General features: G+C 66.5%; 23 protein-coding genes and 1 pseudogene. 9 read left to right on the top strand and 15 right to left on the bottom strand.

All coding sequences use genetic code 11. The features are described 5' to 3' along the window. Nucleotides 1–31: 31 nt before the first annotated feature. Nucleotides 32–1,723 carry an NAD(P)/FAD-dependent oxidoreductase gene (locus tag H7J86_RS28490; protein WP_090359771.1) on the bottom strand — a complete coding sequence of 564 codons (1,692 nt, stop codon included), beginning with the start codon at nucleotides 1,721–1,723 and terminating at the stop codon, nucleotides 32–34. Nucleotides 1,724–1,999: 276 nt separating this feature from the next. Here H7J86_RS28490 and infA point away from each other — a divergent pair, with 276 nt between their 5' ends. The 8 genes from infA (at nucleotide 2,000) to truA (ending at nucleotide 6,827) form a co-directional block, all read left to right on the top strand. After that, the gene (infA, locus tag H7J86_RS28495) at nucleotides 2,000–2,221 is read left to right on the top strand and encodes a translation initiation factor IF-1 (RefSeq protein WP_003418601.1); all 222 of its coding nucleotides are present in this window, start codon (nucleotides 2,000–2,002) and stop codon (nucleotides 2,219–2,221) included. An 81-nt stretch (nucleotides 2,222–2,302) separates the two neighbouring features. Continuing rightward, on the top strand, nucleotides 2,303–2,416 hold the full coding sequence (gene rpmJ / locus H7J86_RS28500; protein ID WP_003879483.1) for a 50S ribosomal protein L36: 114 nt from the start codon (nucleotides 2,303–2,305) through the stop codon (nucleotides 2,414–2,416). 173 nt (nucleotides 2,417–2,589) lie between these two features. After that, nucleotides 2,590–2,964, top strand: a complete 375-nt coding sequence (rpsM, locus tag H7J86_RS28505) for a 30S ribosomal protein S13 (protein ID WP_090359768.1) — start codon at nucleotides 2,590–2,592, stop codon at nucleotides 2,962–2,964. Between the two features lie 6 nt (nucleotides 2,965–2,970). After that, the gene (gene rpsK / locus H7J86_RS28510; protein WP_078020665.1) at nucleotides 2,971–3,384 is read left to right on the top strand and encodes a 30S ribosomal protein S11; all 414 of its coding nucleotides are present in this window, start codon (nucleotides 2,971–2,973) and stop codon (nucleotides 3,382–3,384) included. 17 nt (nucleotides 3,385–3,401) lie between these two features. Beyond that, nucleotides 3,402–4,007: a 30S ribosomal protein S4 gene (gene rpsD, locus H7J86_RS28515; protein ID WP_090359766.1), complete on the top strand. Its 606-nt coding sequence runs from the start codon at nucleotides 3,402–3,404 to the stop codon at nucleotides 4,005–4,007. Nucleotides 4,008–4,112: 105 nt separating this feature from the next. Then, nucleotides 4,113–5,165: a DNA-directed RNA polymerase subunit alpha gene (locus tag H7J86_RS28520; RefSeq protein WP_090359763.1), complete on the top strand. Its 1,053-nt coding sequence runs from the start codon at nucleotides 4,113–4,115 to the stop codon at nucleotides 5,163–5,165. A 59-nt stretch (nucleotides 5,166–5,224) separates the two neighbouring features. Then, nucleotides 5,225–5,797 (top strand): 50S ribosomal protein L17, encoded by a 573-nt coding sequence (rplQ, locus tag H7J86_RS28525; RefSeq protein WP_187098338.1) that lies wholly within the window; start codon nucleotides 5,225–5,227, stop codon nucleotides 5,795–5,797. Between the two features lie 133 nt (nucleotides 5,798–5,930). Continuing rightward, nucleotides 5,931–6,827, top strand: a complete 897-nt coding sequence (gene truA, locus H7J86_RS28530) for a tRNA pseudouridine(38-40) synthase TruA (protein WP_372517346.1) — start codon at nucleotides 5,931–5,933, stop codon at nucleotides 6,825–6,827. A 9-nt stretch (nucleotides 6,828–6,836) separates the two neighbouring features. Here truA and H7J86_RS28535 read toward each other — a convergent pair whose 3' ends face one another. From H7J86_RS28535 to H7J86_RS28560, 6 genes are all read right to left on the bottom strand, one after another. Continuing rightward, nucleotides 6,837–7,505 carry a cutinase family protein gene (locus tag H7J86_RS28535; RefSeq protein ID WP_090360468.1) on the bottom strand — a complete coding sequence of 223 codons (669 nt, stop codon included), beginning with the start codon at nucleotides 7,503–7,505 and terminating at the stop codon, nucleotides 6,837–6,839. 101 nt (nucleotides 7,506–7,606) lie between these two features. After that, nucleotides 7,607–8,260 (bottom strand): cutinase family protein, encoded by a 654-nt coding sequence (locus H7J86_RS28540; RefSeq protein ID WP_090359756.1) that lies wholly within the window; start codon nucleotides 8,258–8,260, stop codon nucleotides 7,607–7,609. Between the two features lie 107 nt (nucleotides 8,261–8,367). Beyond that, on the bottom strand, nucleotides 8,368–8,625 hold the full coding sequence (locus tag H7J86_RS28545; protein WP_090359754.1) for a hypothetical protein: 258 nt from the start codon (nucleotides 8,623–8,625) through the stop codon (nucleotides 8,368–8,370). A 119-nt stretch (nucleotides 8,626–8,744) separates the two neighbouring features. After that, nucleotides 8,745–9,407, bottom strand: a complete 663-nt coding sequence (locus H7J86_RS28550; RefSeq protein WP_090359751.1) for a cutinase family protein — start codon at nucleotides 9,405–9,407, stop codon at nucleotides 8,745–8,747. Between the two features lie 24 nt (nucleotides 9,408–9,431). Then, the gene (locus H7J86_RS28555; RefSeq protein ID WP_090360465.1) at nucleotides 9,432–10,109 is read right to left on the bottom strand and encodes a cutinase family protein; all 678 of its coding nucleotides are present in this window, start codon (nucleotides 10,107–10,109) and stop codon (nucleotides 9,432–9,434) included. 15 nt (nucleotides 10,110–10,124) lie between these two features. Then, the gene (locus H7J86_RS28560; RefSeq protein ID WP_187098341.1) at nucleotides 10,125–11,138 is read right to left on the bottom strand and encodes an EamA family transporter; all 1,014 of its coding nucleotides are present in this window, start codon (nucleotides 11,136–11,138) and stop codon (nucleotides 10,125–10,127) included. Between the two features lie 74 nt (nucleotides 11,139–11,212). Between H7J86_RS28560 and H7J86_RS28565 the strand changes: the two genes are divergently transcribed. Next, nucleotides 11,213–11,770 carry a CGNR zinc finger domain-containing protein gene (locus tag H7J86_RS28565; RefSeq protein WP_090359746.1) on the top strand — a complete coding sequence of 186 codons (558 nt, stop codon included), beginning with the start codon at nucleotides 11,213–11,215 and terminating at the stop codon, nucleotides 11,768–11,770. On the opposite strand, the pseudogene H7J86_RS28575 reads toward H7J86_RS28565, so the two are convergent. The 8 genes and pseudogenes from H7J86_RS28575 to H7J86_RS28610 form a co-directional block, all read right to left on the bottom strand. After that, nucleotides 11,737–14,753 (bottom strand): annotated as a pseudogene (locus tag H7J86_RS28575) (FAD-dependent oxidoreductase). The gene H7J86_RS28565 and the pseudogene H7J86_RS28575 sit on opposite strands and share 34 nt — an antisense overlap. Further along, on the bottom strand, nucleotides 14,750–15,154 hold the full coding sequence (locus H7J86_RS28580; RefSeq protein ID WP_267295040.1) for an SCP-2 sterol transfer family protein: 405 nt from the start codon (nucleotides 15,152–15,154) through the stop codon (nucleotides 14,750–14,752). The pseudogene H7J86_RS28575 and the gene H7J86_RS28580 overlap by 4 nt, the downstream one beginning before the upstream one ends. Then, complete coding sequence (locus tag H7J86_RS28585; RefSeq protein WP_187098343.1) at nucleotides 15,147–16,169, bottom strand: hypothetical protein; 1,023 nt, start codon at nucleotides 16,167–16,169, stop codon at nucleotides 15,147–15,149. Before H7J86_RS28585 ends, H7J86_RS28580 begins: the two co-directional genes overlap by 8 nt. Then, a complete protein-coding gene (locus H7J86_RS28590; RefSeq protein WP_267295042.1) occupies nucleotides 16,166–16,432 on the bottom strand; it encodes a hypothetical protein in 267 nt (88 codons plus the stop codon). Before H7J86_RS28590 ends, H7J86_RS28585 begins: the two co-directional genes overlap by 4 nt. After that, complete coding sequence (locus H7J86_RS28595) at nucleotides 16,429–16,887, bottom strand: hypothetical protein (RefSeq protein ID WP_267295044.1); 459 nt, start codon at nucleotides 16,885–16,887, stop codon at nucleotides 16,429–16,431. The genes H7J86_RS28590 and H7J86_RS28595 overlap by 4 nt, the downstream gene beginning before the upstream one ends. After that, entirely contained in the window at nucleotides 16,884–18,032 is a 1,149-nt protein-coding gene (locus H7J86_RS28600; RefSeq protein ID WP_267295046.1) for a polyprenyl synthetase family protein, read from the bottom strand. Before H7J86_RS28600 ends, H7J86_RS28595 begins: the two co-directional genes overlap by 4 nt. Before the next feature lie 35 nt (nucleotides 18,033–18,067). Next, nucleotides 18,068–18,844 (bottom strand): hypothetical protein, encoded by a 777-nt coding sequence (locus tag H7J86_RS28605; RefSeq protein ID WP_267295048.1) that lies wholly within the window; start codon nucleotides 18,842–18,844, stop codon nucleotides 18,068–18,070. Nucleotides 18,845–18,913: 69 nt separating this feature from the next. Then, nucleotides 18,914–23,212: an AAA family ATPase gene (locus H7J86_RS28610; protein WP_267295068.1), complete on the bottom strand. Its 4,299-nt coding sequence runs from the start codon at nucleotides 23,210–23,212 to the stop codon at nucleotides 18,914–18,916. Between the last annotated feature and the right edge of the window lie 82 nt (nucleotides 23,213–23,294).

Consider the following 23,294-nt stretch of genomic DNA (forward strand, 5'->3'; position numbering starts at 1 on the left):
CTCCTCTATGCCACGCCGACGGTGCCGGCCCTCATGCCTCTGCCAGGTAACGGTGCACGAGCATCACCGCCATCGACCCTTCGCCGACGGCGGCCGCCACCCGCTTGGCGGATTCGGCACGTACGTCTCCTGCAACAAACACACCGGGCACACTTGTTTCCAAGTGGTGTGGCGGACGGTCCAAGGTCCAGCCGACGACGTCGCGGAGATCGGGTCCGGTCAAGATGAAGCCGTGGTCGTCACGGGCCACCACGCCGTCGAGCCACTCGGTGCGCGGCGTTGCGCCGATGAAGCAGCACAGCCGGGTGGAGGGCACCTCGTCGCGTTCGCCGGTGCGCCGGTCCTCCAGCGTCAGCCCCACCAGATGGTCGTCCCGGCTGGTGGTGCCGACCACCTCGGTGCAGGTCCGGACGCTGATGTTGGGGGTCTGCTCGATCTGCTGGATCAGGTAATAGGACATCGACGCTTCCAGCGACGGCCCACGCACCAGCAGTGTCACCGACTTGGCCTGCTTGGACATGAACATCGCGGCTTGGCCGGCCGAGTTGGCGCCGCCGACGATGTACACGTCCTCACCGGCGCACTCGGAGGCATCCGACACCGAGGCGCCGTAGTAGACGCCCTTACCGATGAGATTGGCGTCGTCGGAGGCCGAACAGCCGGTCACCGAGAGTTCGCGGTACTCCACGCCGGTGGCGAGGATGACGGCGCGGGCGCCGATGGTGCTGTGGTCCTCGAACGAGATCGTGCGGGCGGTGCCGACCTCGCCGGCCTGCAGCTTGACCGCCTTGCGGGTGGTGATCACCTCGGCGCCGAACCGTTCGGCCTGGCGCCGCGCCGTGGTGGTGAGCTCGATTCCGGAGACACCGTTCTCGAATCCGAGGTAGTTCTCGATGCGGGAACTACGACCGGCCTGGCCGCCGGTGGTCGCTCGTTCGATGAGCACGGTGTTGAGCCCCTCGGAGGCGCCGTAGACCGCGGCCGCCAGGCCGGCGGGTCCGCCGCCGATGACGGCGAGGTCGTACATCTCCAGTGACGGGTTGGTGGACAAGCCCAGCAGATCGGCCAGTTCGGAGTCGGTCGGCTCGACGAGCGGGGTGCCCTCCTCGGTGATGACCACCGGAAGCTGCCTGCCGTCCAAGCCGGCGGCGTCGAGCAGCTGTTTGCCCTTGGGCTCCTCGGCCGTGAAGGCTTTGAACGGGTACGCGTTGCGGGCCAGGAACTGACGCACCTCCCAGGACCGCGGATTCCACTGGTGGCCGATCACCTTGGTGTACGGGATGGCGCGGTCGCCGACGGCGTGCCAGGCCTCCAGGAGCCCGTCGATCACCGGGTACAGCTTCTCCTCGGGTGGATCCCACGGCTTGAGCAGGTAATGGTCCAGGTCGACGACGTTGATGGCGTCGATCGCGGCGGTGGTGTCGGCGTAGGCGGTCAGCAGGACCCGCCGGGCCATCGGGTAGAGGTCCATCGCGGATTCGAGGAACTCGATACCGCTCATCTGCGGCATCCGGTAATCGGCGACGAACACCGCGACGGCGTCGCCGCGTAGCTTGAGTTCGTGCAGCGTTTCCAGGGCGTCCGGGCCGGATTCGGCACGGACGATGCGGTACCGCTCGCCGTAGTGGCGGCGCAGATCGCGGGCCACGGCACGGGACACGGCAGGGTCGTCGTCGACGCTGAGAATTACGGGCTTGCGGGGCTGGGGCGCGGGTCCAGTCATATCGTTCTCAATTATGCGCCCGCCGTCCAGTAATTTTGGCGCTGACCTCCGCACATGACCGCCGGCGGGGTGCGCGGGCAGCAATTTTGGTGCATGCCCCAGCAGAGGGTATTGTGGACCAACGGTGCGGCTTCCGCGCCGACTCTTCTCGTGCCCTGTCTTTGGAACTCCAGCGTTCTACCGATCGAGCTCACGTTTTGTAGTCGGAACGATGGGTGCACCGACTGCAACAGCGGGCGCACGATACGAAACTAAAGCAAGGATCGACTAGACAGTATGGCCAAGAAAGACGGTGCCATCGAGGTCGAGGGTCGCGTGGTCGAACCCCTGCCCAATGCGATGTTCCGCATTGAGTTGGAGAACGGACACAAGGTCCTGGCCCACATCAGCGGCAAGATGCGGCAGCACTACATCCGCATCCTGCCCGAGGACCGCGTCGTGGTGGAGCTCTCTCCATACGACCTGTCTCGGGGCCGCATTGTGTACCGATACAAGTAACTCGCCCTCGAAACGCAACTACCAGTAGATGTGTGACGCGTCAGCGCGCGTCACCGCACAACCAAGAAGGATCGCGAAGCCGTGAAGGTGAACCCGAGCGTCAAGCCGATCTGCGACAAGTGCAGGGTGATCCGCCGGCATGGGCGGGTCATGGTGATCTGCTCTGATCCGCGGCACAAGCAGCGGCAGGGCTAGTCAACAGCCTGTCGAGCAGTTCCACCCACAACTGAATGCAGACCTCCCAGTACCACTGAGTGGCTGGCATCTGAAGAGATGGGCCACTCATACACGTCCGGCACGGAGGCCGGACCCCGTGAGGGGAACGGACTGGGAACAGACCTCCGCAACCTAGAAGGAAACACTGCCTGATGGCACGTCTCATGGGCGTTGACCTCCCGCGCGACAAGCGCATGGAGATCGCGCTGACCTATATCTACGGCATCGGCCGTACCCGCTCCCAGGAGATCCTGGACGCCACCGGTATCGACCGGAACCAGCGCAGCAAGGACCTGACCGACGATCAGGTCAGCACGCTCCGCGAATTCATCGAAGCCAACCTGAAGGTGGAGGGTGACCTGCGCCGCGAGGTTCAGGCAGACATCCGCCGCAAGATCGAGATCGGCTGCTACCAGGGCCTGCGCCACCGTCGCGGCCTGCCGGTGCGTGGTCAGCGGACCAAGACCAATGCGCGTACCCGCAAGGGTCCCAAGCGCACCATCGCCGGCAAGAAGAAGGCCAGGTAATCCGAGATGGCACAAGCCAAGAAGGGCGCGCCCAAGAAGGGTGCCGCCAAGACCCGCCGCCGGGAAAAGAAGAACATCCCGCACGGCGCCGCGCACATCAAGAGCACGTTCAACAACACGATCGTCTCGATCACCGATCCGCAGGGCAACGTCATCGCCTGGGCATCCTCGGGCCACGTCGGCTTCAAGGGTTCGCGCAAGTCGACGCCGTTCGCCGCGCAGCTGGCCGCCGAGAACGCCGCCCGCAAGGCGCAGGAGCACGGCGTGAAGAAGGTCGACGTGTTCGTGAAGGGCCCGGGTTCGGGCCGCGAAACCGCGATCCGTTCGCTGCAGGCCGCAGGCCTGGAGGTCGGCGCGATCTCTGACGTCACACCGCAGCCGCACAACGGCTGCCGTCCGCCCAAGCGGCGCCGGGTCTAGGGAAGAGGATTTAGACAATGGCTCGTTATACCGGCCCCGCGACCCGCAAGTCGCGTCGCCTCGGCGTCGACCTCGTCGGCGGCGATCAGTCGTTCGAGAAGCGCCCCTACCCGCCCGGCCAGCACGGCCGCGCGCGGATCAAGGAGAGCGAATACCGCACCCAGCTGCAGGAGAAGCAGAAGGCTCGCTTCACCTACGGCGTCATGGAGAAGCAGTTCCGCAAGTACTACGAAGAGGCCAACCGCAAGTCTGGCAAGACCGGCGAGAACCTGCTGCAGATCCTGGAAAGCCGTCTGGACAACGTCATCTACCGGGCCGGGCTCGCCCGCACCCGCCGGATGGCTCGCCAGCTGGTCAGCCACGGCCACTTCACTGTCAACGGTGTGAAGGTCAACATCCCGAGCTACCGGGTGTCGCAGTACGACATCATCGACGTTCGTGACAAGTCGCTGAACACCCTGCCGTTCGAGCTCTCGCGGGCCACCGCCGGCGAGCGTCCGATCCCGGGTTGGCTGCAGGTCGTCGGCGAACGGCAGCGCGTGCTGGTGCACCAGCTGCCCGAGCGGGCGCAGATCCAGGTGCCGCTCACCGAACAGCTCATCGTCGAGTTCTACTCGAAGTAATCGGCTTTCGCGGCCGTAGGCCGCAAGAGCATCTGCCGTCCAACCGGCGGTGGATACCCCATAACGGCATCAAATAGCGGGTGCCGAGAAGGAGATAGAAACACCATGCTGATTTCTCAGCGACCCACACTGTCCGAGGACGTGCTGGCCGAAAACCGGTCCCGGTTCACCATCGAACCCCTGGAGCCCGGCTTCGGTTACACCCTCGGGAACTCGCTGCGGCGCACGCTGCTGTCGTCCATCCCGGGCGCGGCGGTCACCAGCATCCGCATCGACGGTGTGCTGCACGAGTTCACCACCGTTCCCGGGGTGAAGGAAGACGTCACCGACATCATCCTGAACCTCAAGGGCCTGGTCGTCTCCTCTGAGGAGGACGAGCCGGTCACCATGTACCTGCGCAAGCAGGGCCCGGGTGCGGTCACCGCCGGCGATATCGTGCCGCCGGCCGGTGTGACGGTGCACAACCCCGAAATGCACATCGCCACCCTCAACGAGAAGGGCAAGCTCGAGGTCGAGCTCGTCGTCGAGCGGGGACGTGGCTACGTGCCGGCCGTGCAGAACAAGGCTTCCGGTGCCGAGATCGGCCGGATCCCGGTGGATTCGATCTACTCACCCGTGCTCAAGGTGACCTACAAGGTCGAGGCCACCCGTGTCGAGCAGCGCACCGACTTCGACAAGCTCATCCTCGACGTCGAGACCAAGAACTCGATCACCCCGCGGGACGCGCTGGCCTCGGCCGGTAAGACCCTGGTCGAGCTGTTCGGTCTGGCTCGCGAGCTGAACGTCGAGGCCGAGGGTATCGAGATCGGCCCGTCGCCGGCCGAGGCCGATCACATCGCCAGCTTCGCGCTGCCGATCGACGACCTCGACCTGACGGTGCGCTCGTACAACTGCCTCAAGCGTGAGGGTGTGCACACCGTCGGCGAGCTGGTGTCTCGTACCGAGAGCGATCTGCTCGACATCCGTAACTTCGGCCAGAAGTCCATCGACGAGGTCAAGATCAAGCTGCATCAGCTGGGTCTCTCGCTCAAGGACAGCCCGGCCACCTTCGATCCGTCCGAGGTCGCCGGCTACGACGTGGCCACCGGCACCTGGACCGGTGACGCCGGCTACGACCTGGATACCGACCAGGACTTCGCCGAAACCGAACAACTCTAAGCAATTCCGTCCCGGTCCTACCTGATACGGGGGCCGGCCCCATTTAGGAGATAGTCGCCATGCCCAAGCCCACCAAGGGTGCTCGTCTCGGCGGGTCGTCCTCGCACCAGGCAGCGATCCTGGCCAACCTGGCCACGTCGCTGTTCGAGCACGGCCGCATCAAGACCACCGAGCCGAAGGCACGGGCATTGCGTCCGTACGCCGAGAAGCTGATCACCCACGCCAAGAAGGGCTCGCTGCACAACCGGCGTGAGGTGCTCAAGAAGATCCGCGACAAGGATGTGGTGCACACCCTGTTCGCCGAGATCGGACCCTTCTTCGCGGACCGCGAGGGCGGCTACACCCGCATCATCAAGGTCGAGAACCGTAAGGGCGACAACGCGCCCATGGCGGTCATCGAACTGGTGCGGGAGAAGACGGTGACCTCTGAGGCCAACCGTGCTCGTCGTGCCGACGCCGCTCAGAAGGCGGCGGCCGCCGAGGCCCCCGTGGTCGAGGAGGCTCCCGTGGTCGAGGCTGAGGTCGCCGATGAGGCGATCGCCGATGCCCAGACCGCTGAGGCTGCCGACGACGTCGTCGAGGACGCGGCACCGGCTGAGGACACCGCCGGCTCCGAGGATGAAACCAAGTAACGAAGTGCCGAACGAGCCCGCCATCGAATCCGATGGCGGGCTTGTTCGTTCTCCCGTCGCTTCGCTCGCCCAGGATCGTCCTCCCGTCGCTTCGCTCGCCCAGGATCGTTCTCCCGTCGCTTCGCTCGCCCAGGTGCGGCTGCGTCTCCAGATCGCTTACGACGGAACGGACTTCTCCGGCTGGGCCACTCAGGCCGGGCACCGCACCGTCGCCGGTGTGCTCGAGGACGCGTTGGCGACGGTGTTCCGCACCCCGCTGGTGTTGTACGCCGCGGGCCGCACCGACAGCGGAGTGCACGCCACCGGTCAGATGGCGCATGTGGACGTCCCCGCTGAAGCCCTCGGTCACGCCTATCCACGTACCCCGCGGCCGCAGGACCCCGAGTTCCAGCCGCTGGTGCGCCGGCTGTGCCGGTTCCTGCCCGAGGATGTGCGGGTACTCGACATCGTCCGGGCTCCAACGGGATTCGACGCCCGGTTCTCCGCGTTGCGACGGCATTACGAATACCGGCTCAGCACCGCCGTATTCGGCGTGATCCCGCAACACGCCCGGTTCATCACCCCGTGGCCGCGCAAGCTCGATGTCCCGGCCATGGCCGAGGCGTCCCGCGTGTTGGTGGGTTTGCACGATTTCGCCGCCTTCTGCCGGCACCGTGACGGCGCCACCACCATTCGCGACCTCCAGCGATTCGACTGGCACGCCGAGGGCGACGCCGTCACCGCGTACGTCACCGCGGATGCGTTCTGCTGGTCGATGGTTCGGTCGTTGGTAGGGGCGCTGCTCGCGGTCGGGGAGGGCCGCCGGGACGCTGCCTGGTGCGCGGGCCTGTTGGACGCTTCGGCACGTTCCAGCGCGTTCGCCGTGGCTCCTGCGCGCGGATTGTCACTTGTCGGCGTCGACTACCCGCCCGACGATCAGCTGGAGGCGCGCATCCTCATCACCCGGGATCTGCGAACCCGGCCCGGGGCCGCCGAGCCGACCGGATGCGCGGAGGAGGAGGAACAGCCGATCAGCCGCCAAGAACCGTAGTCGCGGTGCTTATCTCAGCTTCTTGGCGACGAAATCGGCTGCCTGGTTCACCATGCCGGCTTTGATATAGCCGGGCGCGAGGTGCTCGGGCCAATAGGCCTGCCAGTTCTCCATATCCGTCGGATTGCAGATCGGGTCATTGCCATGGCACAGCTCGATGGTGCGGCTCTGGAAAGCGGGATTGAACTGTGTGATCGGTGCGACCCATTGGATCCCATTGCCGAACAACGCGACCGCGGCGATATGCGGATCCGCTGTCTTCGGTAGTGGCAGTTTGAATCCGAGCACTGGAAACGGCATGGCCAGCACCACATCGGTGGCCGCGGCGCCGAGTGAGTAGCCGCCCAGCACAATTGGTGTCTTGGGGCAGTTGGTCATGGTCGCCTGAATACGCCGGCTCATATCGTTGGCGCCCAGATCGATCTGAGTGTCGGCCGGGTAGTTCACCGAGTACAGCGTGATGTTCTTCTTGGTCTTCTGCCGCAGCGCGGTCGCCAGTGCATTGCCGATCTGCCCCGCACCGGGCGGTTCCATCCGGCCGCGGGCGAAGATCAGTTCAGCGTCCGGGCAGCCGGCGGCGGACGCGGACGGGAGAACGCCGACAGGTGCCGTCACTGTCAGTGCCCCACCGACCACGGCCAGAATCGCGGCATACCACCGAAGTCGACCTCTCGACATCAAGATCACCGGCTCGAGTCTAGCCACGTGAATTGACGTAGGCGTTTATCGAATCTTGATGTTCCCGAAATGGATTGGAGCCGTGACCTGTCGGAGATGAGTTACTGCACCCGCGCCGCGGCGAAATCGGCAGCCTGATCCACCAGGCCAGAACCGATATAACCGTCCTGCAAATGGTTGGGCCAGTCGCGCTGCATTTCGCCGAGCGTCTGAGGGAATCCGTCACTGCAGATCGGATCGGTGCCGTTGCACGCGTCAAATGTCCTGTCCCGGTATACCGGAGCGATATTGCCCGCGCCCGCTCGGTGACTGAAATTCCCGAAGAGTACGACCGCCGCGATATGACCGTCGGCGCCGGGCGGCAGCGGGTTCTTGAAACCGAATCCATTCTCGGTGGCCGACAGTGCCACCGTCGCCGATACGGCACCCAGCGAGTAGCCGCCGACGACCAGGCGAGTGTCGGGGCAGGCGTCGGCCATGTACTGGATACGCCGGCTGGTGTCGTTGGCGCCCGCGGCGATCTGGGTGTCGGCCGGGTAGTTCACGCCGTACACGGCGATGTCTTTGGGCACTCGGGCCCGTAAGGCGTCGATGAACGCCTGCCCGAGCCGGCCGGGGCCGGGCGCCTCGTTGCGACCCCGCGCGAAGATGACCTCCACCGGCGGGCACGCATCCGCGTTTGCGGTGGCCAGTGTCGTCGACGGCGCTGTTGCGGAAATCAGCATCAGCCCGCCGACGGCACTCGCCGCCGCCATGGTGGCGGCGGCGCAGCGCCGTACAGACTTCAGTAAGGTGTGCACCCAGCAAATACTAGCTGCACTCCGGTAATGGCTGGTCCTGCCCGTGTTCAGGTGCTGACAGGTCAGCCGGGCAGACCCTGCTCCTCGGTGGGCAGCGGGGCCGGTCCCTTGATCGCGGGCTCAGCCTTGGCGATGGCCGGGGCGTTTGCCGGGGCGGTCGGGGTCACGGTGGTACCCAACTGCATCTCGCCGTCGGCAACGGCCACGTTCGACTGTTGCAGCAGCGCTCCGGTGGCCAGTGCGCCAAGGCATGCCAGGCCACCCACGGCGGCGGCAACCCGGACCCGGACGTCACTCAGGGAAATCTTGTGCGCGTTCATGGTCGAATGAACCCCCATCAATCTTGTCAGCAATAACGATCTGTTCAACAAGATCAACAGCACGTGCACGCGACTGATTCCCGTCGCGCTGAGCCAAATAGTGTGACGTCGGCGGGTGTTTAGAGTAGGCCGGCGACGAAGCCCGCAGCCTGGTTGGTGGGGCCGCCGGTGTAGGCACGGTGCGCCTCGACGTCTTCACCGGGGCCACAGATCGGGTCGCCGCCGTTGCACAGGTCGATGGACCGGGCGCCCCAGACCGGGCTGGACGTCATCGGCAGGCCAATCTTGGCCGAGGGATTGCCGAACACGGCGATGGCTGCCACATGATCCGGTGCGTTGGGCGGAAGGGGAGCGTTGAACCCGACCGCGGGGAACGGCACGGCACTGATGACGTCGATCACCGCGGCGCCCTGGGAATAGCCACCCAGCACCAGTCGGGTGTTGGGGCAGTTTTCCATCATCCACTGGACGTGGCCGCTGGCGTCGTTTGCGCCGTTGGCGGCTGCCAGAAAGTCGTAGCTGGCCGGGTAACCCACCGCGTACGTCCCCACCGAACGCCCGCCGACCTTGCTGCGCAGGGCACCGACGAACGCGTTGCCGATCCGGCCGAGACCGGGATCTTCGTTCGTGCCGCGAGCGAACACCACCTCGATATCGGGACACCCGTCGGCGTGTGCCGAAGCCAGGCTGCCCACCGATGCGGGGGAGATGATCGCCGCGGCGGCGGTCACCAGTGCGGCGGAGGTGGCCAGTCCGATGCGGCGAACAAGATCAAAAGTCACGCCACATTCTAACGCCGAGCACAGCTAAACAAGCGCGGCGACGAAACCTGCGGCCTGGGGGATGAATTCCGAGCTTTCGTAGCGGGTGTGCGCGAACGGGTTTCGACCGCGCGAGCAGATCGGATCACCATCGGCGCACAGGTCGATGGCCCGGCCGCCGTAGGGGGACGGCGCGGTGTTGGCCGGATGGCTGAACTTCGCGCCCGGGTTCCCGAACACCGCGACGGCGGCGACCTTGCTCGCCAGGCTGCCCGGCAGCGGCGGTGCCGATCCGAACTCGCCGATCTTGTCGCCCACGGGTGGGATGCCGATCAGCATGTCGACGATCGCCGCACCCTGTGAATAGCCGCCCAGCACGACCTTCGTCGACGGGCACTGTGCCGCCAGGGCGTTGATCCTGGCCGTCGCGTCGTACGCGCCATCGGCAGCGGCCAGGAAATCGTAAGTGGCGGGATAGTTGATCCCGTAGGTGCTCAGGGTGCGGCCGCCGAGCTGGGGTGTGAGGGCGTCGGCGAGGGCCTGGCCGACGCGACCGATTCCCGGATCCTCGCTCGTCCCGCGGCCGAAGATGAGCTCGACATCCGAGCACGGCTCCGCAGTCGCCAGCGGTGCCGGTCCGGCCAGGAAAGCGAGGGCCGACACGATGGCGGAACCGACGGCTGCGGTCCGGGCTGACATCCTGAGCAACTTCACGGACAGCATCTTCACACTTGCAGGCTAGTTGCTGCCAATCGCCGGTTCCGCGTGTGGCTGCGCCGGCGGGACATCGGGCCAGCCCGCCTCCAGCACGGTGTCGGCCCGGTCGCCGACGCGGGCCAGGGTCAGTCCGAGCAGTACGACCGCACCCCCGAGCGCCTGGGTGGCCGTGATGGCCTCACCGAGGAATGCCCACGCGATCAGGACCGCGAAGAGCACTTCGGCCAGGCCGACGAGGGATGCGAAGCGGGGGCGCAACCGGGCCACCCCGAAAATGCCCAGCGTGTAGGCGATCGCAGTCGGGATGAGCGCCAGCGCGATCACCGGGATGTACCAGGGCAGCGTGAGCCCGGCGACGACGGTGTGGTGGGTGCTGAATGTCAGCGGCATCACACCGGAGGCGCCGATCGCGGCCACGGTGACGGCGCCGACCACCAAGCCGCCGGCGGCCAGGGTGATGGGATGCAGTCCGTCACCGTCGGCGGTGGCGGCATCGGACATCATGAAATAGCAGGCGGCACACACCGCGGCGGCCAGGCCCCAGCTGACGCCGACCGAGTTGATGCGCGCCCCGGCAAACACATCGAGCACCAACATGATCCCGGCGATGGCCAGCGCCACACCGGCGAGCGTCAGCCTGCCGGGTGCCCGTTTGGTGGTCGCCCACAGCCAGCCGACGACGAGTATCGGCGCGGTGTACTCGAGCAGCAGCGCCACGCCGACGGACAGATGGGCGACGGCGTTGTAGTAGCAGAGTTGTGCACCCGCGATGGGGATCAGGCCGTAGGCGATGACGGTCTTGCGGTGCGCGAGTGCTTCGTGGATCCAGTCCGGCTTGATGAAGCCGGCGAATGCGGCCATGGCGAGCGCGCCGCCGGCCAGTCGCGCGGTGACCGCGGCGGTGGGAGACCAGCCGGCTTCCATCAGCGCCTTGGCCAGGGGGCCGGACATCCCGAAGGTGAAGGCGGATGCCACGGCGAACAACATGCCGAGCCGGAAATGGCCGGTATCGGCACGCGTGTCCGTCGCGCTCATCGGAAACCCCCGAGCTGTAATGAGTAAAATGTGGATTGGTCATGACGCTAGCGTGGATGGGAGTCATGCGTCAAATGATTTTTACTCATGACACAGAGCTCACACTGCGGGCTGCCTGTGTGCTGGTCAACAGCAATCGGGTCGACGGCGAGCAACTCGGTGACACCGCTGCGCTGGACGCCTACCTGGATGGCTTCGGCTGGACCGGTCGCCGGGACCGGGACGGTGCGGAGCTCGATTCGGTGCACCGACTGCGTGAACGCATCGGACGGATCTGGACCGTCGCTGATGACGAGGAGCGCGTGGTCGGTCAGGTGAACGCGTTGCTCGCGGACACCGAGGCCTCGCCCTGGCTGACCCGGCATGAGGAGATGCCCGAATGGCATCTGCACCTGGCGTCCATCCATGACCCGCTGTGGCAGCGGATGGGTGCCGAGATGGCGATGGCACTGGCCGACCTCATCCGAGGTGGCGAACTGCGCCGGCTCAAGATCTGCGCGGCGCCCGACTGCGAGGCGGTGCTGTTCGACGTGTCACGCAACCGGTCCCGGATGTTCTGCGATACCGGTAATTGCGGGAACCGGCAGCACGTGGCGGCTTATCGGTCCAGGGAACGCAACAAGGACGGCTGAACCGGCCGCCTCAGCGGTGCCATCGACGAGCCGTGGACCGACGGAGCGACCAACTCGACATCCGGCGGGATCTTCGCTCCGTCACCCCGCTGAGATCCGCCGGGCATCGGAGCCGAGTCATTCGGCCGTGGTGTCGTCGTCGAGGCGTCTGTCGACGTGGTCCCCGCCGGCGGCCGGCCGTGGTTCCACCACGTGGTGGTGGCAGCGGGATTGCCGGCATCTGCAGTGGCGGCGCTGCGGTACAGGGATCGTGGCGGGACCGGACCGCGGGCACCGTATCCGCCCGAACCGGACTCACTCGCGTACGCCGAACCGGTGCGAAGCGATGAGCTCGCGAGGTCCGCCGCAGACAGCATGCTGCCCCCGCCGTTCGGCGGCGGCACCGGCTCGATATCGGGACGGGGTTTGGTGTACTGCTCCTGGGCCGCACTCGGTGAGGCATCTGCGGACACTGTGGCCAGCGCGGCCGACTGCTCCAGGTACTGCCGCCACGCCTGCAGGACGGCCAGCAGCTGCTGGGTGTAATCCGTTGCCGGAGCGGGCAGGTGGGACGGCGGACCGGCAAACGAAGGCGGCATCGGCGGCATCGCCGGGGGCAGCGGCAGCGCCGGCGGTGCGGCCACCGGCCACTGCGGGGTAGGGGGTACGCCGAAGCCCGTCGTCGCACCCGCCATCTGTTCCAGGTATTGCCGCCAAGCCTGCAGGTAGGCAAGAAGATTCGGATCGAACTGTGGTGCCGTCATGTGTGGGCCTCCGTAATCTGGACAGACGGTAGCTGGCTTCCCTCGTACGGTGTCGTCGGCATGTCCAACGGATGGGGCAGCGACTCGACGGCGAAATCGGAATCGAGAACCCGCAGCGGGCGGGCGTCGGCCGGCTCACGGTTCTCGATGTCGAAGACGTAGCAGTAGTCACCCGCGGGGGTGGGCATCCGGATGGGACTCGACAAACCCTGGTCCAGAAAGCCGTAGGGGAATCGCCAGTCGAGCGTGGTGTTCTCCCGCAGGTCGGTACCGCCCGATCCCACCCATACGTAGTGATCCAGGATCGCGTTGACGGCATGCCGTCCCGACTCGCAGGCCGCCTCCATCGACGTCATCCTGGTGAACGTCTTGGTCCAGGTGCCCGCGAACACCACCGAATTGTCATGCACCTGATAGCCGCCATGGCGGGCCTGCCACACATTGCGCAGGTGCAGGTCTTCGAGCCACCGAGCCTGGGTGGGCCGGTAGGTCCACGACGTCCCATGCGGATTCCACGGGTCGCCGCCGGGACGGTTGGGCCAGTCTCCGATGATCGGCACCAGATACGGCGTCTCGTTGCGGACGATGAGTCCGGTGTCCGGGGCGGTGATCAGTCCTCGGTCCAGCGTGTACCACGCCGGCCACGGCATGATCTCCTCCGGGGAACAGCCGGCGTCACTTGTCAGAGCGGCCACGATCTGGCGCCAAACCTCGGCTGCGAGTTCGTCGGGCGTGCAGTCGCGGGCCGCCTTGCCCCGGCCGGCCGCATCCACCAGATGCCTTGACGGCGTGTTGAAATCGCCGATGTCGACCGAAAGCACCGCCACGTAACCGTCCTCGGCCAGGTTGGGTCGCTTCTCCCACATGCCGTGCTGGTTGATCGACGACAGCGCCCATTCGGTACCCGAGTAGTACATGTGTCCCCGCAGCAATTGGAACTCGGTGTCGAAGTAGTACTGCACGCCCGACAGTGTCTGAAAGCGATCCCACGGCAGCCGGCCCATCATGTCCATCGCGTAGGGATCGCGCCGTGTCCCCGAGCGGGTGGCGCTGGGCTGCAAGGGACCGTCCGGCGGCGGGGCAGATGTCGCGAACCCGTCGAGATCGGCCACCGTGCCTCCGGTACCGGCCGCGCGCAGCGCCATCGTGATCCTCTCGGCGGACGGGGCATCGACGGCGACGACGGTGTAGTCCGGGGCGACGCGGGTGCCGTCGGCGAACGTGATCCGGACCCGGGGGCGCAGATGCGGCGGTTGCCGCGTATCCACCACCGGTGGATCGATGCATTCGGCCGAGGCACGCACGAAGCGCACGCCGATCTGGATCAGATGGCGATACCAATGGTCGAACCACGACTCGGTGGTCGGCCCGTTGAGCACCCCGTCTGCCTTGTTGTCCCGCCTGTCCATCTGCAGTTGTAGCTGTAGGTAGGTCGTGAGGTTGGTGCGGGCGTCACCCCAGCGCGAATCGAATGCGGCCAGCACTCTGGGCATCTCGAGCAGGAGGGCGTCGAAACGCGGGGTGTAGAAGAATCGTCGGGTGCCGTCGGGCTGCCGGCCGACGAAGTAGTCGTAGGCAGAGAGGTTCTCCAGTTCGGTCGCGCGTCGCAGCGGACTGGTGACCAGGTAGCGCAACAGCCTGCCGACGAAGGTCTGCACATCGGTCGCGGTGAAACCCAAGCCGGTGAGTTGTCCGGTGATGCTGATGAATTCGGCGAGGCTGCGGGGCGCTTCGCGCGGGAACACCAACGACGGTTTGCCGTTCACGGTCGTGCCCTGAGTCACCACCCGCCGGACGTTGTCCAACACGGTGCGCGACGTCGTCGTCCAGCGCTGAATGCCGGTCGCCGATGCCGTGCGCTGATAGATCGGGATGCGGTTGAAGAGGTCCCATGTGTGCAGGTAATAGGCCGGGAAGAAACGGAATCCGTGCTCCCCGGCGACGGCCCGACCGGGAACCGTCGGTTGGCCCCGCCTTCCGGGAAAGGGCTGAAGTTCGGCATGAGTGCCGTCGTGGGCTCCTGCCTTCGCGTACTGCGACGCCGCCAGGCCACCGATCTTGACAGTCGGATGGCCGCTTCCCGGTTCGGCTCGCTCGTCGATTCGTGGCTCGTAGACGGTGACGTCGAAACCACGCTCGGCCAGTTCATGTGCCGCGCTGAGCCCCGCGATACCCGCACCCAGGACCGCCACGGTGGGGCGCCGCCGGCAGGCGGCCGGAGGGATGATCGGCGTGTTCATGACGCGTCCGCCCGGAGTGCGGACAATAGCGCCGGCTGCGAGGGAGCGCGCACCGCGGCGTGGACGTAGGCGCGCATGGTGTCGTGTGCGCGCAGGACGTCCTCGAGGGAGCCGCAGACCCGCAGCACTCCGCTTTCCACGGCGTGGTCGAGGCTGATCGCGGCGTCGAGAATGTCGAGGATCCCGGTCCGGGTGGTGACGACGCGCGCACCCGCGCTCCCGACGTGCCCGGTGGACACCTCAAGGCGGCGTCCACCGCGCAGCGCGAAGCGCTCACCGTCCACGTCGAGGTCGACCACCAGCGGGCCGAGCGTGCGAAGAACCAGGCGATAGCTGTCGGGCACCTCATCGGCGAGGTGGGCGACCGACGTCCGTAGCAGCGTCGAAACCTTTTCAGCCATAGAGGAACTCGAATACTCCGGTGCCGAAGAAGTCGATGGTCTCGCCGTTGATCGTGCCTGTCATCCGGGCGGTCCCGCTGGACTCGCACAGGACGGTCGTCCCGTCCAGTGACAGTTCACTGGGCTGCGCCAGCCGCGCGTAGGACTGCGGGAGGAATTCGGCGCGCACCGAGTCGGCGCAGCGGGCCGCGGTGACCTCGATTCTCGCCGGCACCCCGGGGACTTCACCGTCCAGGAGCAATCGCATCGGAGGCGGCAGGGTGCAGTCGGCGGGCCGGCCGAGGAGCCCGGATGTCCGCACCTGCACGGACGCGTGCCGGAAGATGGCTGCCGGTTCATCTCGGTGCCACACGTACAGCGCCTGGGACAGGTAACGCAGCCGCCGTTTGTCGGTCATGCGCAGATAGACCAATGACCACGGGTCACCTGAGTCGTGCGGAAGAACCGTGCCCCACTCCCAGCCGAAGTCGTCTCCCCACCAGAACCGGCCCCAGTTGTGGTCGTGGTAGGACACGTCGTTGTCGAACCGGTGCTCGTGGCCGCCGATGTTCAACCAGCCGGTGGCGTGCAGTCGTGGCACGAACAGCCAGTTCATCCGGCCCGACCCGATCGGTTGGTTGTTCACGACGAACGGCCGGCTCACCGAGACGAACTGCAGTTCACCCTGAATGCCCTGGGCCGGAAGGTCGACCGTCACCAGGTAACCGTCGGGTAGCACCTGCATGCGATTGCCGCCGATGGTCAGATCGCCGAGACACGCGGAGATGTCCACCGCCGATGCGTCGAATCGCGCCACCTCGCCACGCCATTCGGAATCGTGCACGATGACGATGACCCGGGGTGCCAGCCGGAATCGTCCGTCCGGGGCCGTCTCGCTGTTCAGGCTGAAGTTGATGAGAAGACGGAGGCCTCGGGCGTGCACCACGAAGTGGTGCCACTCTTTGAATCCCTCCGGCTCGGCGGTACCGAGCATCGGTGTCCGCATGAAGTCGCTCGCCGCCAATGACGCTGTCATCGCAACCACCGCCCGGCGCTCGGAAGAGAAGTTGCTCCGCTCGTCGGCGGTGGGTCGGGTTCCGACCCGACGAGCCCCTCGATGGCAGTGCCGATACTGGCCAGCCCGAGTAACAGGTGCACGAAGTCATCCTCAGGGTGCGGACCGGCGCCGCCCGGTGCGGCCAACGACCGCACCAGCTGCCCCAGTCCGGCCAAGCCCACTAGGTAGCCGATGAAGCTGCTCTGCTCGGCCAGGGCCGGCTGCGGGTCGGTGATCGTCATGCGAAACCCTCCGGGCGTAGCCGGGCCAGTATGGAGTCGTTCAGTCCGTGGCCGACGAGGGCGTCGGCCAACAACTCCGACCATGCGATCGGGGCCGCGTGGGGTTCGGCGGGGCCGTCGAGCACGTTGAGGCTCAACGTTTCCCAGATGCGGCGGAGATTCTCGACGGCAGGCGATCCCGCCAGCGCATCACGCAACTGGGCCCCGGCGGATGTCTGCGCGTAGCGCGCGCCTTCCGCGATCAGCATGTCGTGCACGCCGCGGGCGGCCACGGGATTGCCGAGCACCGCGCGGCGGGCCCCGAGTAGCAGGTCGAATGCAGCGCGTTCGGTGCCGTCGGCATCATCGGCGGGGGCGGGAAGCAACTGTGGCGCATTGCGCTCGACGAGATCAAGGGTGGCTTCCCTGATGCGTTCCAGCTCGGCCAGCATGCCGATCAGCATCTCGGGGTTCATCGGGTTCGCCCGTGCACGTAGTCGACCAGGCTGGTGAGCATGTCGCGGTGCTGGCTCGGGGGCAGCCAATCGAGATCCGCGAGGACGTCGGCAGCTTCCCGGGCATGCCGCGCGGCGATATCTCGGGCATGGTTGAGCGACCCCATGCGCTGCATCAGGTCGAACAGCCAGCGGATGTCGTCGAGGTTCTTCGATGACGAATGATGCTGTCCGGCAAGGAAAGTGACGATATCAGTGTGCCCGCTGTGGGACAGGTCGCCGCGTGCGGTGAGCCGTTCCAGCAGGTCGGTGAGGCCGAGTTCACCGTCTGCGCCGGGTCGGCGTCTGCCCAGGATCTCGACGGCCTGGTCGCGCTCCTCCGGCGTCGCGCATCGAAGAGCGTGCAGCAGCATCAGTGTTCGCTTGCCCTCCCACAGGTCGCCGCCGATCTCTTTGCCGTAGTCCTCCGGATCGGCCCGCAGATTCAACAGGTCATCGGTGATCTGGAAGGCCGCCCCGATGTGTCGGCCCAGGGCCTCCAGCGCGGGGAGTTGGCGGAGGTCGGCGCCGGCGGCGAGCGCGCCGGCCTGTAGCGGAGTGATGAACGAGTACCAACTTGTCTTGAGCTCGACCATTTTCAGGTAGTCCGCGTCGTCGAGTTGCCAGGCGTTGGATTTGACCCACTCGAGTTCGATCGCCTGGCCGTCGACGGTCTGCCGGGTCATGTGGGCGACGGCGCGCAGGATGCGCAGTGCCGGACCGAGTCCCACGCGTTCGACGTTGTCCAGCAACGGCTGCAGGGTGAGTGAGAGCATCGCGTCGCCGACGTTGACGGCGATCGGGATGCCGTGGTCGATGTGCAGCGTGGGTTTTCCACGGCGCCACCAGGATTCATCCTCGATATCGTCGTGGATGAGGAAGGCGTTGTGGTAGAGCTCCAACGTGGCGGCGGTGGGTAGCACGGCCTCGAGGTGTCCGCCCAGACCCAGACAGATCGCGATGCTCAGTGCGGGTCGCAGCGCTTTCCCACCGCGCAGCGGGTAGTCCAGGATCAGCTCGTGCAGGCTGCCGGACCCCTGCCGACCCGATCCGTAGAGCCGGTCGATCTCGGCGTCGCAGATCTCCTTGCAGTGGGCGAGGTACTGCTCCAGTTGATCAGGTGCCACCGGGCGGGAAAGCGTCCCGGGTGAGGACGGCGTCATTAGGGGCCGGTGATGAGGGCTATTCCTGCGGGCACCTTCACCCGGACCGCGTACCGTACGCGCACCCTCAGCTTGATCAGGTTGGCCGCGGACTCGCCGACGATCTCGAAGCTGGGCGGGACGCTGATGGCGAGGTCCACCGGTTCCTCACCCGGCGAGGCCCCCGATGCCTGCCCGTGGGCAATCCGCTGGCGGCGGCCGAGAACGATCGCGCTGGCTGGGGGCGTGCCGACCGCTGTCTCCAGTTTGTCCACGCGGTGAACGGAGTTGATATTGCCGGCGTAGAGGATGGTGTCACTCGGCGAGGTATAGCTGTTCACCAACTGGTAGAGCCCTTTGATCCCATCGGTATTGGTGATTCCGCACGAAGGGGAACGGTAGCCGCCCTTCTCCACCGCCCCACGGCAGTCGATGACGGCGCTGAGGATGGCGTCGGTGGTACTCGCGGTCAAGTTGAAGGTGTTGGGGCCGAGTGCTGCTGTGCGCAACGCCGGAAACACGACATCGTCGACGGATGCCGCAAGGGCGACGGTCGCGGCATTGATCTTCGTGAGCAGCGAATCCGGGGTCGGCGCGATCAGCTCGGCGACCGAAGCCGACACGTCTTGCGGGGCGCCCTGGATTTGCACCACGCCATAATTCTCGTTGGATACCTCGGTCTGACCCGGATCACCGGTATCCCAATGTGGAATGGCCTGCCACGCGATGCAGGTCTGCTCGAACGTCTCCTGAATCGTCCGATTGACGATGGCGACGCGCTCTGCACTCAGGTACATGCCGACCCCCTCAGGTTCGGCTCAAATCATCGCAGACCCACACGTCCCCCGTACGCGAGTCGGTGTCCGTCAATCGGCGTACTTTTGGTGCAGCGCGACCTCTTGACCTGGGGACAGTTCTCCTCGCATGACCGCATCGCAGTGCGCGATGTGCAGGGTGGCGACGGGGTCGTCGGGCAACAACTGCCGGCACCGCTCGAAGGCTGCCCGTGCGGCCACCACGTCGCCGTCGTCGAACAGGGTGAAGGCCTCGTCGAACGCCGGCTGCGCCGAGATCTTGGCAAAGCGAAGGACTTCCGGATCCTCGTTGTAGACCTCGTAGAGGGTCACCGGCTGGCGGCGATTCACCACCATCACCCGCTCCATCCTGCGGATCAAGAACTGGAACGGATCGGCGAGCTGCGCGTAGGTGGCGTCGGAGATGAGGATGGCCGAGTCGTAGCGCTTGTTGGTGCCCTCGATACGCGCCGCCAGGTTGACCGCATCGCCGACAGTGCTCAGCACCATGCGGTTGACGCCGCCCACCAAGCCCAGCCCCACGACCCCGGAGTTGATCCCGATCCCCACCCGCAGCTCTTCGGAGCCGTGTGCCAGGCGCTCGACGTTGTGCTCGCGCAGTGAACGCAGCATGCCGAGCCCAGCCCGGACGGCATTGTCGGGCGCACCCTCGAACACGGCGAGGACCTCGTCGCCGCGCATGTCCTGGATCATGCCGTTACAGGCCACGATCGGCAGTTCCACAGCGCGCAGGAAGCCGGTGGCCAGGTTGTTGGCCTCCAATACGTCCATGTCTTCCAGCAGTGTGGTGTACCCCCTGATGTCGGTGACGAGCACCGTCATCTGCCGTTCGACGCGGTAGCCGCTGCGTACCCGGCGGACATCGTCGATATCGAGCATGCGCAACAGCTCGTTGGGGACGAACTTGGACTGAACGTCCATGAGGGACAGGCGATGTTCGTCGGCCGCACGCAGTTGAGCTTCGAGCTGAAAGTTCCACAGTGGTGCCGCCGCCTGCGCGCAGAGGAAGGTCATCGCCTCTTCATCCTGGGCTGAGAAACGCCGCCCCGGGACGGTCCGCTCGGCATAGAGCACCCCGATGATCCTGTCCTGCAACCGGATCGGAGCGGCGAAGACCGACGTATCCGAGACCAGGGTCACCGGAGCGCCGGTTTCCACCACGCGCGCCACCACGGAACTGTCGTAGGGCACCGCGGTCCAAGGCCCTTCGATGGTGGTGGTGACACCGGCCTGGTGGACCGCGCGGACGGTCAGCTGGTCCGGTTGACCGGTGAGACACAGCACCCGTTCCGCGCCGGTCATGTCCGCGGCGGCGCCGAGGGCCAGCTTGGCCAGGCTGTCCGGAGTTCTCGCGGCCGCGAGCGTGCGCACCAGGTGGTGCGCGCCCACGGGATCGATTCCGGCCGAGCCGGGCTGCACGAGTTCACGGCTGAGCAGCCAGGGGTGCCGGCGGGCCAGCCGGTCGGTGCGCAACACGAACCCCAATGCCAGCCATCGTTGGTAGGCGGTCCGCAGCATGTGCTCGTGGAGCCGGGTCCGGCCGGTGTCGGCATACAGGGTGGCCGCCTCCTCGTGCGCGAGCGCGGCGATCAGCGGCAGCTGATGTTCTTCGGCGAGTTCGATCGCCTTGTCCAGGAACTGCTCTGCCTCGAGGTAGCGACGACGGGCCCGTGCCCATGACCCTTCGACGAGCGCGCACGGCGCGGCGTAGTTGGCGGGCGCCCCGGCCGCCCATTTCCGGTGCAGCGACAGCGAGTCGCGCACGGCCTTCTTCGTGGCACGGTCGTTCGGTGCGGCATGAATGTGGCTCAGGGCGCTCACCATGTGGACGAGCTGAAGTCCGGTGGTGCCCGTGGTCCCGGCCAGATGCTGCATCACCTCATCGGTCACGCTGACCGCGCCGGCGTAATCGCCACTCCAGAAATGGAGGCCCTGGGTGACGTCGGCCGCGACACTCAATGTCACCTCGTCACCTTCGCGGCGCGCCGCGGGCACGATTTCGCGCTCGTCATAGCCGCTCTCGCCGGCGACGAGCATGGGATCCTCGCTGCGTCCCAGCAGGTTGAGGCAGAGTTGATGGAGGGCTTGGCTCAGGGTGCTGGGTACGGGTTGGGAACGGATCTGTGGGATGAGAGACCGGGCCAGCGCGTCGATCTCGGACAGTGGACTGCCCGCCCAGAACGACTGTGAGAGCAGCACGGTGATCAGGAATCCGGCGTATTCCTGATCACCCTGGTTGAGGGCCGTCGTGATCGCCTCGCGGATCTGCACCAGACCGTCGCGCACCGGGTGGCGCCAGTGCCGGATGAAGTTCAGATAGAGGAACAGCGTCTCCGGCCGCGCCTCCCGGAAGCCGGCCCGTTCGGTCAGCGCAAGAGCGACTTCACCGAAGCGCTGGGCACCGGCGCGGTCGCCCGAGATCACGAGCAGCACCCCGTAGCTCACCAGTACCAGTGGAGACGACGGTGTGTGACCGTGCGCCAGGCTGAGGGTGAGTTGTTTGCGGATGATCAACGGGAACAGATTGGGGCGCGCGATGTAGGACATGCTGCGCAGCTCGGCGAGGATGCGCTGCGCTTCGATGACCCGTCGGTCTTCGCACGCCGGTAGTTCCAGCAATTGCTCGGTACCCCACCGGCGCGCCGTGAGTTTCATCCGGCCCAGCGCATTGAGGATCCGGGGCGTGCCGGCGTCGGGCGGCAGCGGCTCGCCGAGCTCCTCGAGCGCGCGCAGCCCGATGGCCAATGCGTCCTGGAGCCGGTTCTGCGCGATGCGGCCTTTGAGGCGCAGGTAGGCCAGCCGGGCCCGATCGGCGGGACCACGCAGCACCTCTTCCGCCTCGTCCAGTAACGCGTGCAGTGCCGGCACGTCACCGATGAGTAAGGCCGCCTCAGCCGCGTCGAGCTGCAGTTCCAGGGTCAGGTCGAAATCCGACGACCAGCGTTGCTCACCCAGGAGGCTGAGTGCATTGCGGCAATAGTCCAGGCACAGCGGGAAGGAGGCCTGCGCCCGGGCCTTTCGTGCGGCGCGATGCAGCACCTCGACGAAGTGCAGACGCTCCGCGGTCTCGACGGTCGCCCCGCCGCCCAGGCTGACGTGGCGTGCCGCTTCGAAAAGCCGGTCGTCGCCGAGTGCCACCAACCGCCGGCCGATGCGCAGATGGACGTGCCGCTGCGTCTCGGCCGAGAGACCCTCACGCGCCGACTCGGTCACCCTGTCGTGGCTGAAACGGTAGCGAGCCTGGTGGCTGATGGAGTTGGCGATCCGTCGTCCGTGGTTGTCCAGCGCTTCGATCAACCGCAGTTCGAGCGCCGACCAGAGGGCGTGGGCCACCACATCCGCGGGTGCACCCGCGGCCGCGGTGGCGTCGTCGAGGTCGAACTCGCTACCGATGCAGGTCAGCGACCTCAGCACCGCACGGTCGGCCGGGCGGAGCTGGTCGAGGTAGCGGCCGAGGAATTCCGCCGCCGACGCCGAGATCTCGATGGAACTCAGAACGCGAAGATCCCATCTGGGCTGACCGTCCGGGCCGGCGGGAATGAGCGCTCCGGCTTGCTGCGCGCGGTACAGCAGTTGGCGGACCTGAAGCGGGTTGCCATCGGTCCGGTGATGAAACTCGGCGGCGACGTCACCGAGTTCGACGCTGTGGCCGCTTACTCCGGCGAGCAACTCTTCGACGTCGAGCCGGGAGAGCGGTTCGAGGTCGATACGCTGGATCGTCGGTGTCGTCAGACCCGCGCCGGCCGGGTCGAACTCGCCGGCGCGATGGGCGCCGACCACCAGCACGTTGCGCAACGACACCGTCAGCAGCTCGGACAGGAACATGAGCGAATCACGGTCCGCCCACTGCAGGTCGTCGATCGCGAGGACGACCGGCCGGAACGCGGCGGTTTCGGAGAGCAGTTGGATGACGGCTCGGTGCAGCCGTCGACGGGCGTCGGCCGCATGCACCACCGTCACGTCCTCAGCCGGCGCATCGAGGTGGGCCAACTCGGGAACGAGTTCCTCGAGCACCACCGCGATCGGCTGAGTCCCACTGGTCAGAGCGGATCGCCAGTGCTGGCGTTCCGCGGCGGGGGTGGATTCCATGGTGCGCACGAGTGCACTGAGGGCCTCGCCCAGGGCGGCATACGGGGCGGGCGCCCCATCGCGGCACCGTCCGTAGGCGAAGACGCAGCTGCGCTCGGATATCTCGGCGCCGAAGGCCTGGACCAGGGTCGACTTACCGACTCCGGGAACACCGCTGATCAGGATGCATGCGCCGGCGGCTCGCCCGGCGGATTCGACGGCGGTGAGCAGGTCGATCATCTCTTGCCGCCGGTCGACCACCCGTCCGTCGAAATCAAGCACCGGGGTTGTCACCGCCGAACCGGTTCCATTCTCGTGCCGGCTCCTCCCCAGCGCTGTCGACGGTATTCGCCTGCGCGGTCGC

Origin of the sequence: Mycobacterium hackensackense, assembly GCF_025822555.1 — a bacterium.
Classification (GTDB): Bacteria; Actinomycetota; Actinomycetes; order Mycobacteriales; family Mycobacteriaceae; genus Mycobacterium; species Mycobacterium fluoranthenivorans.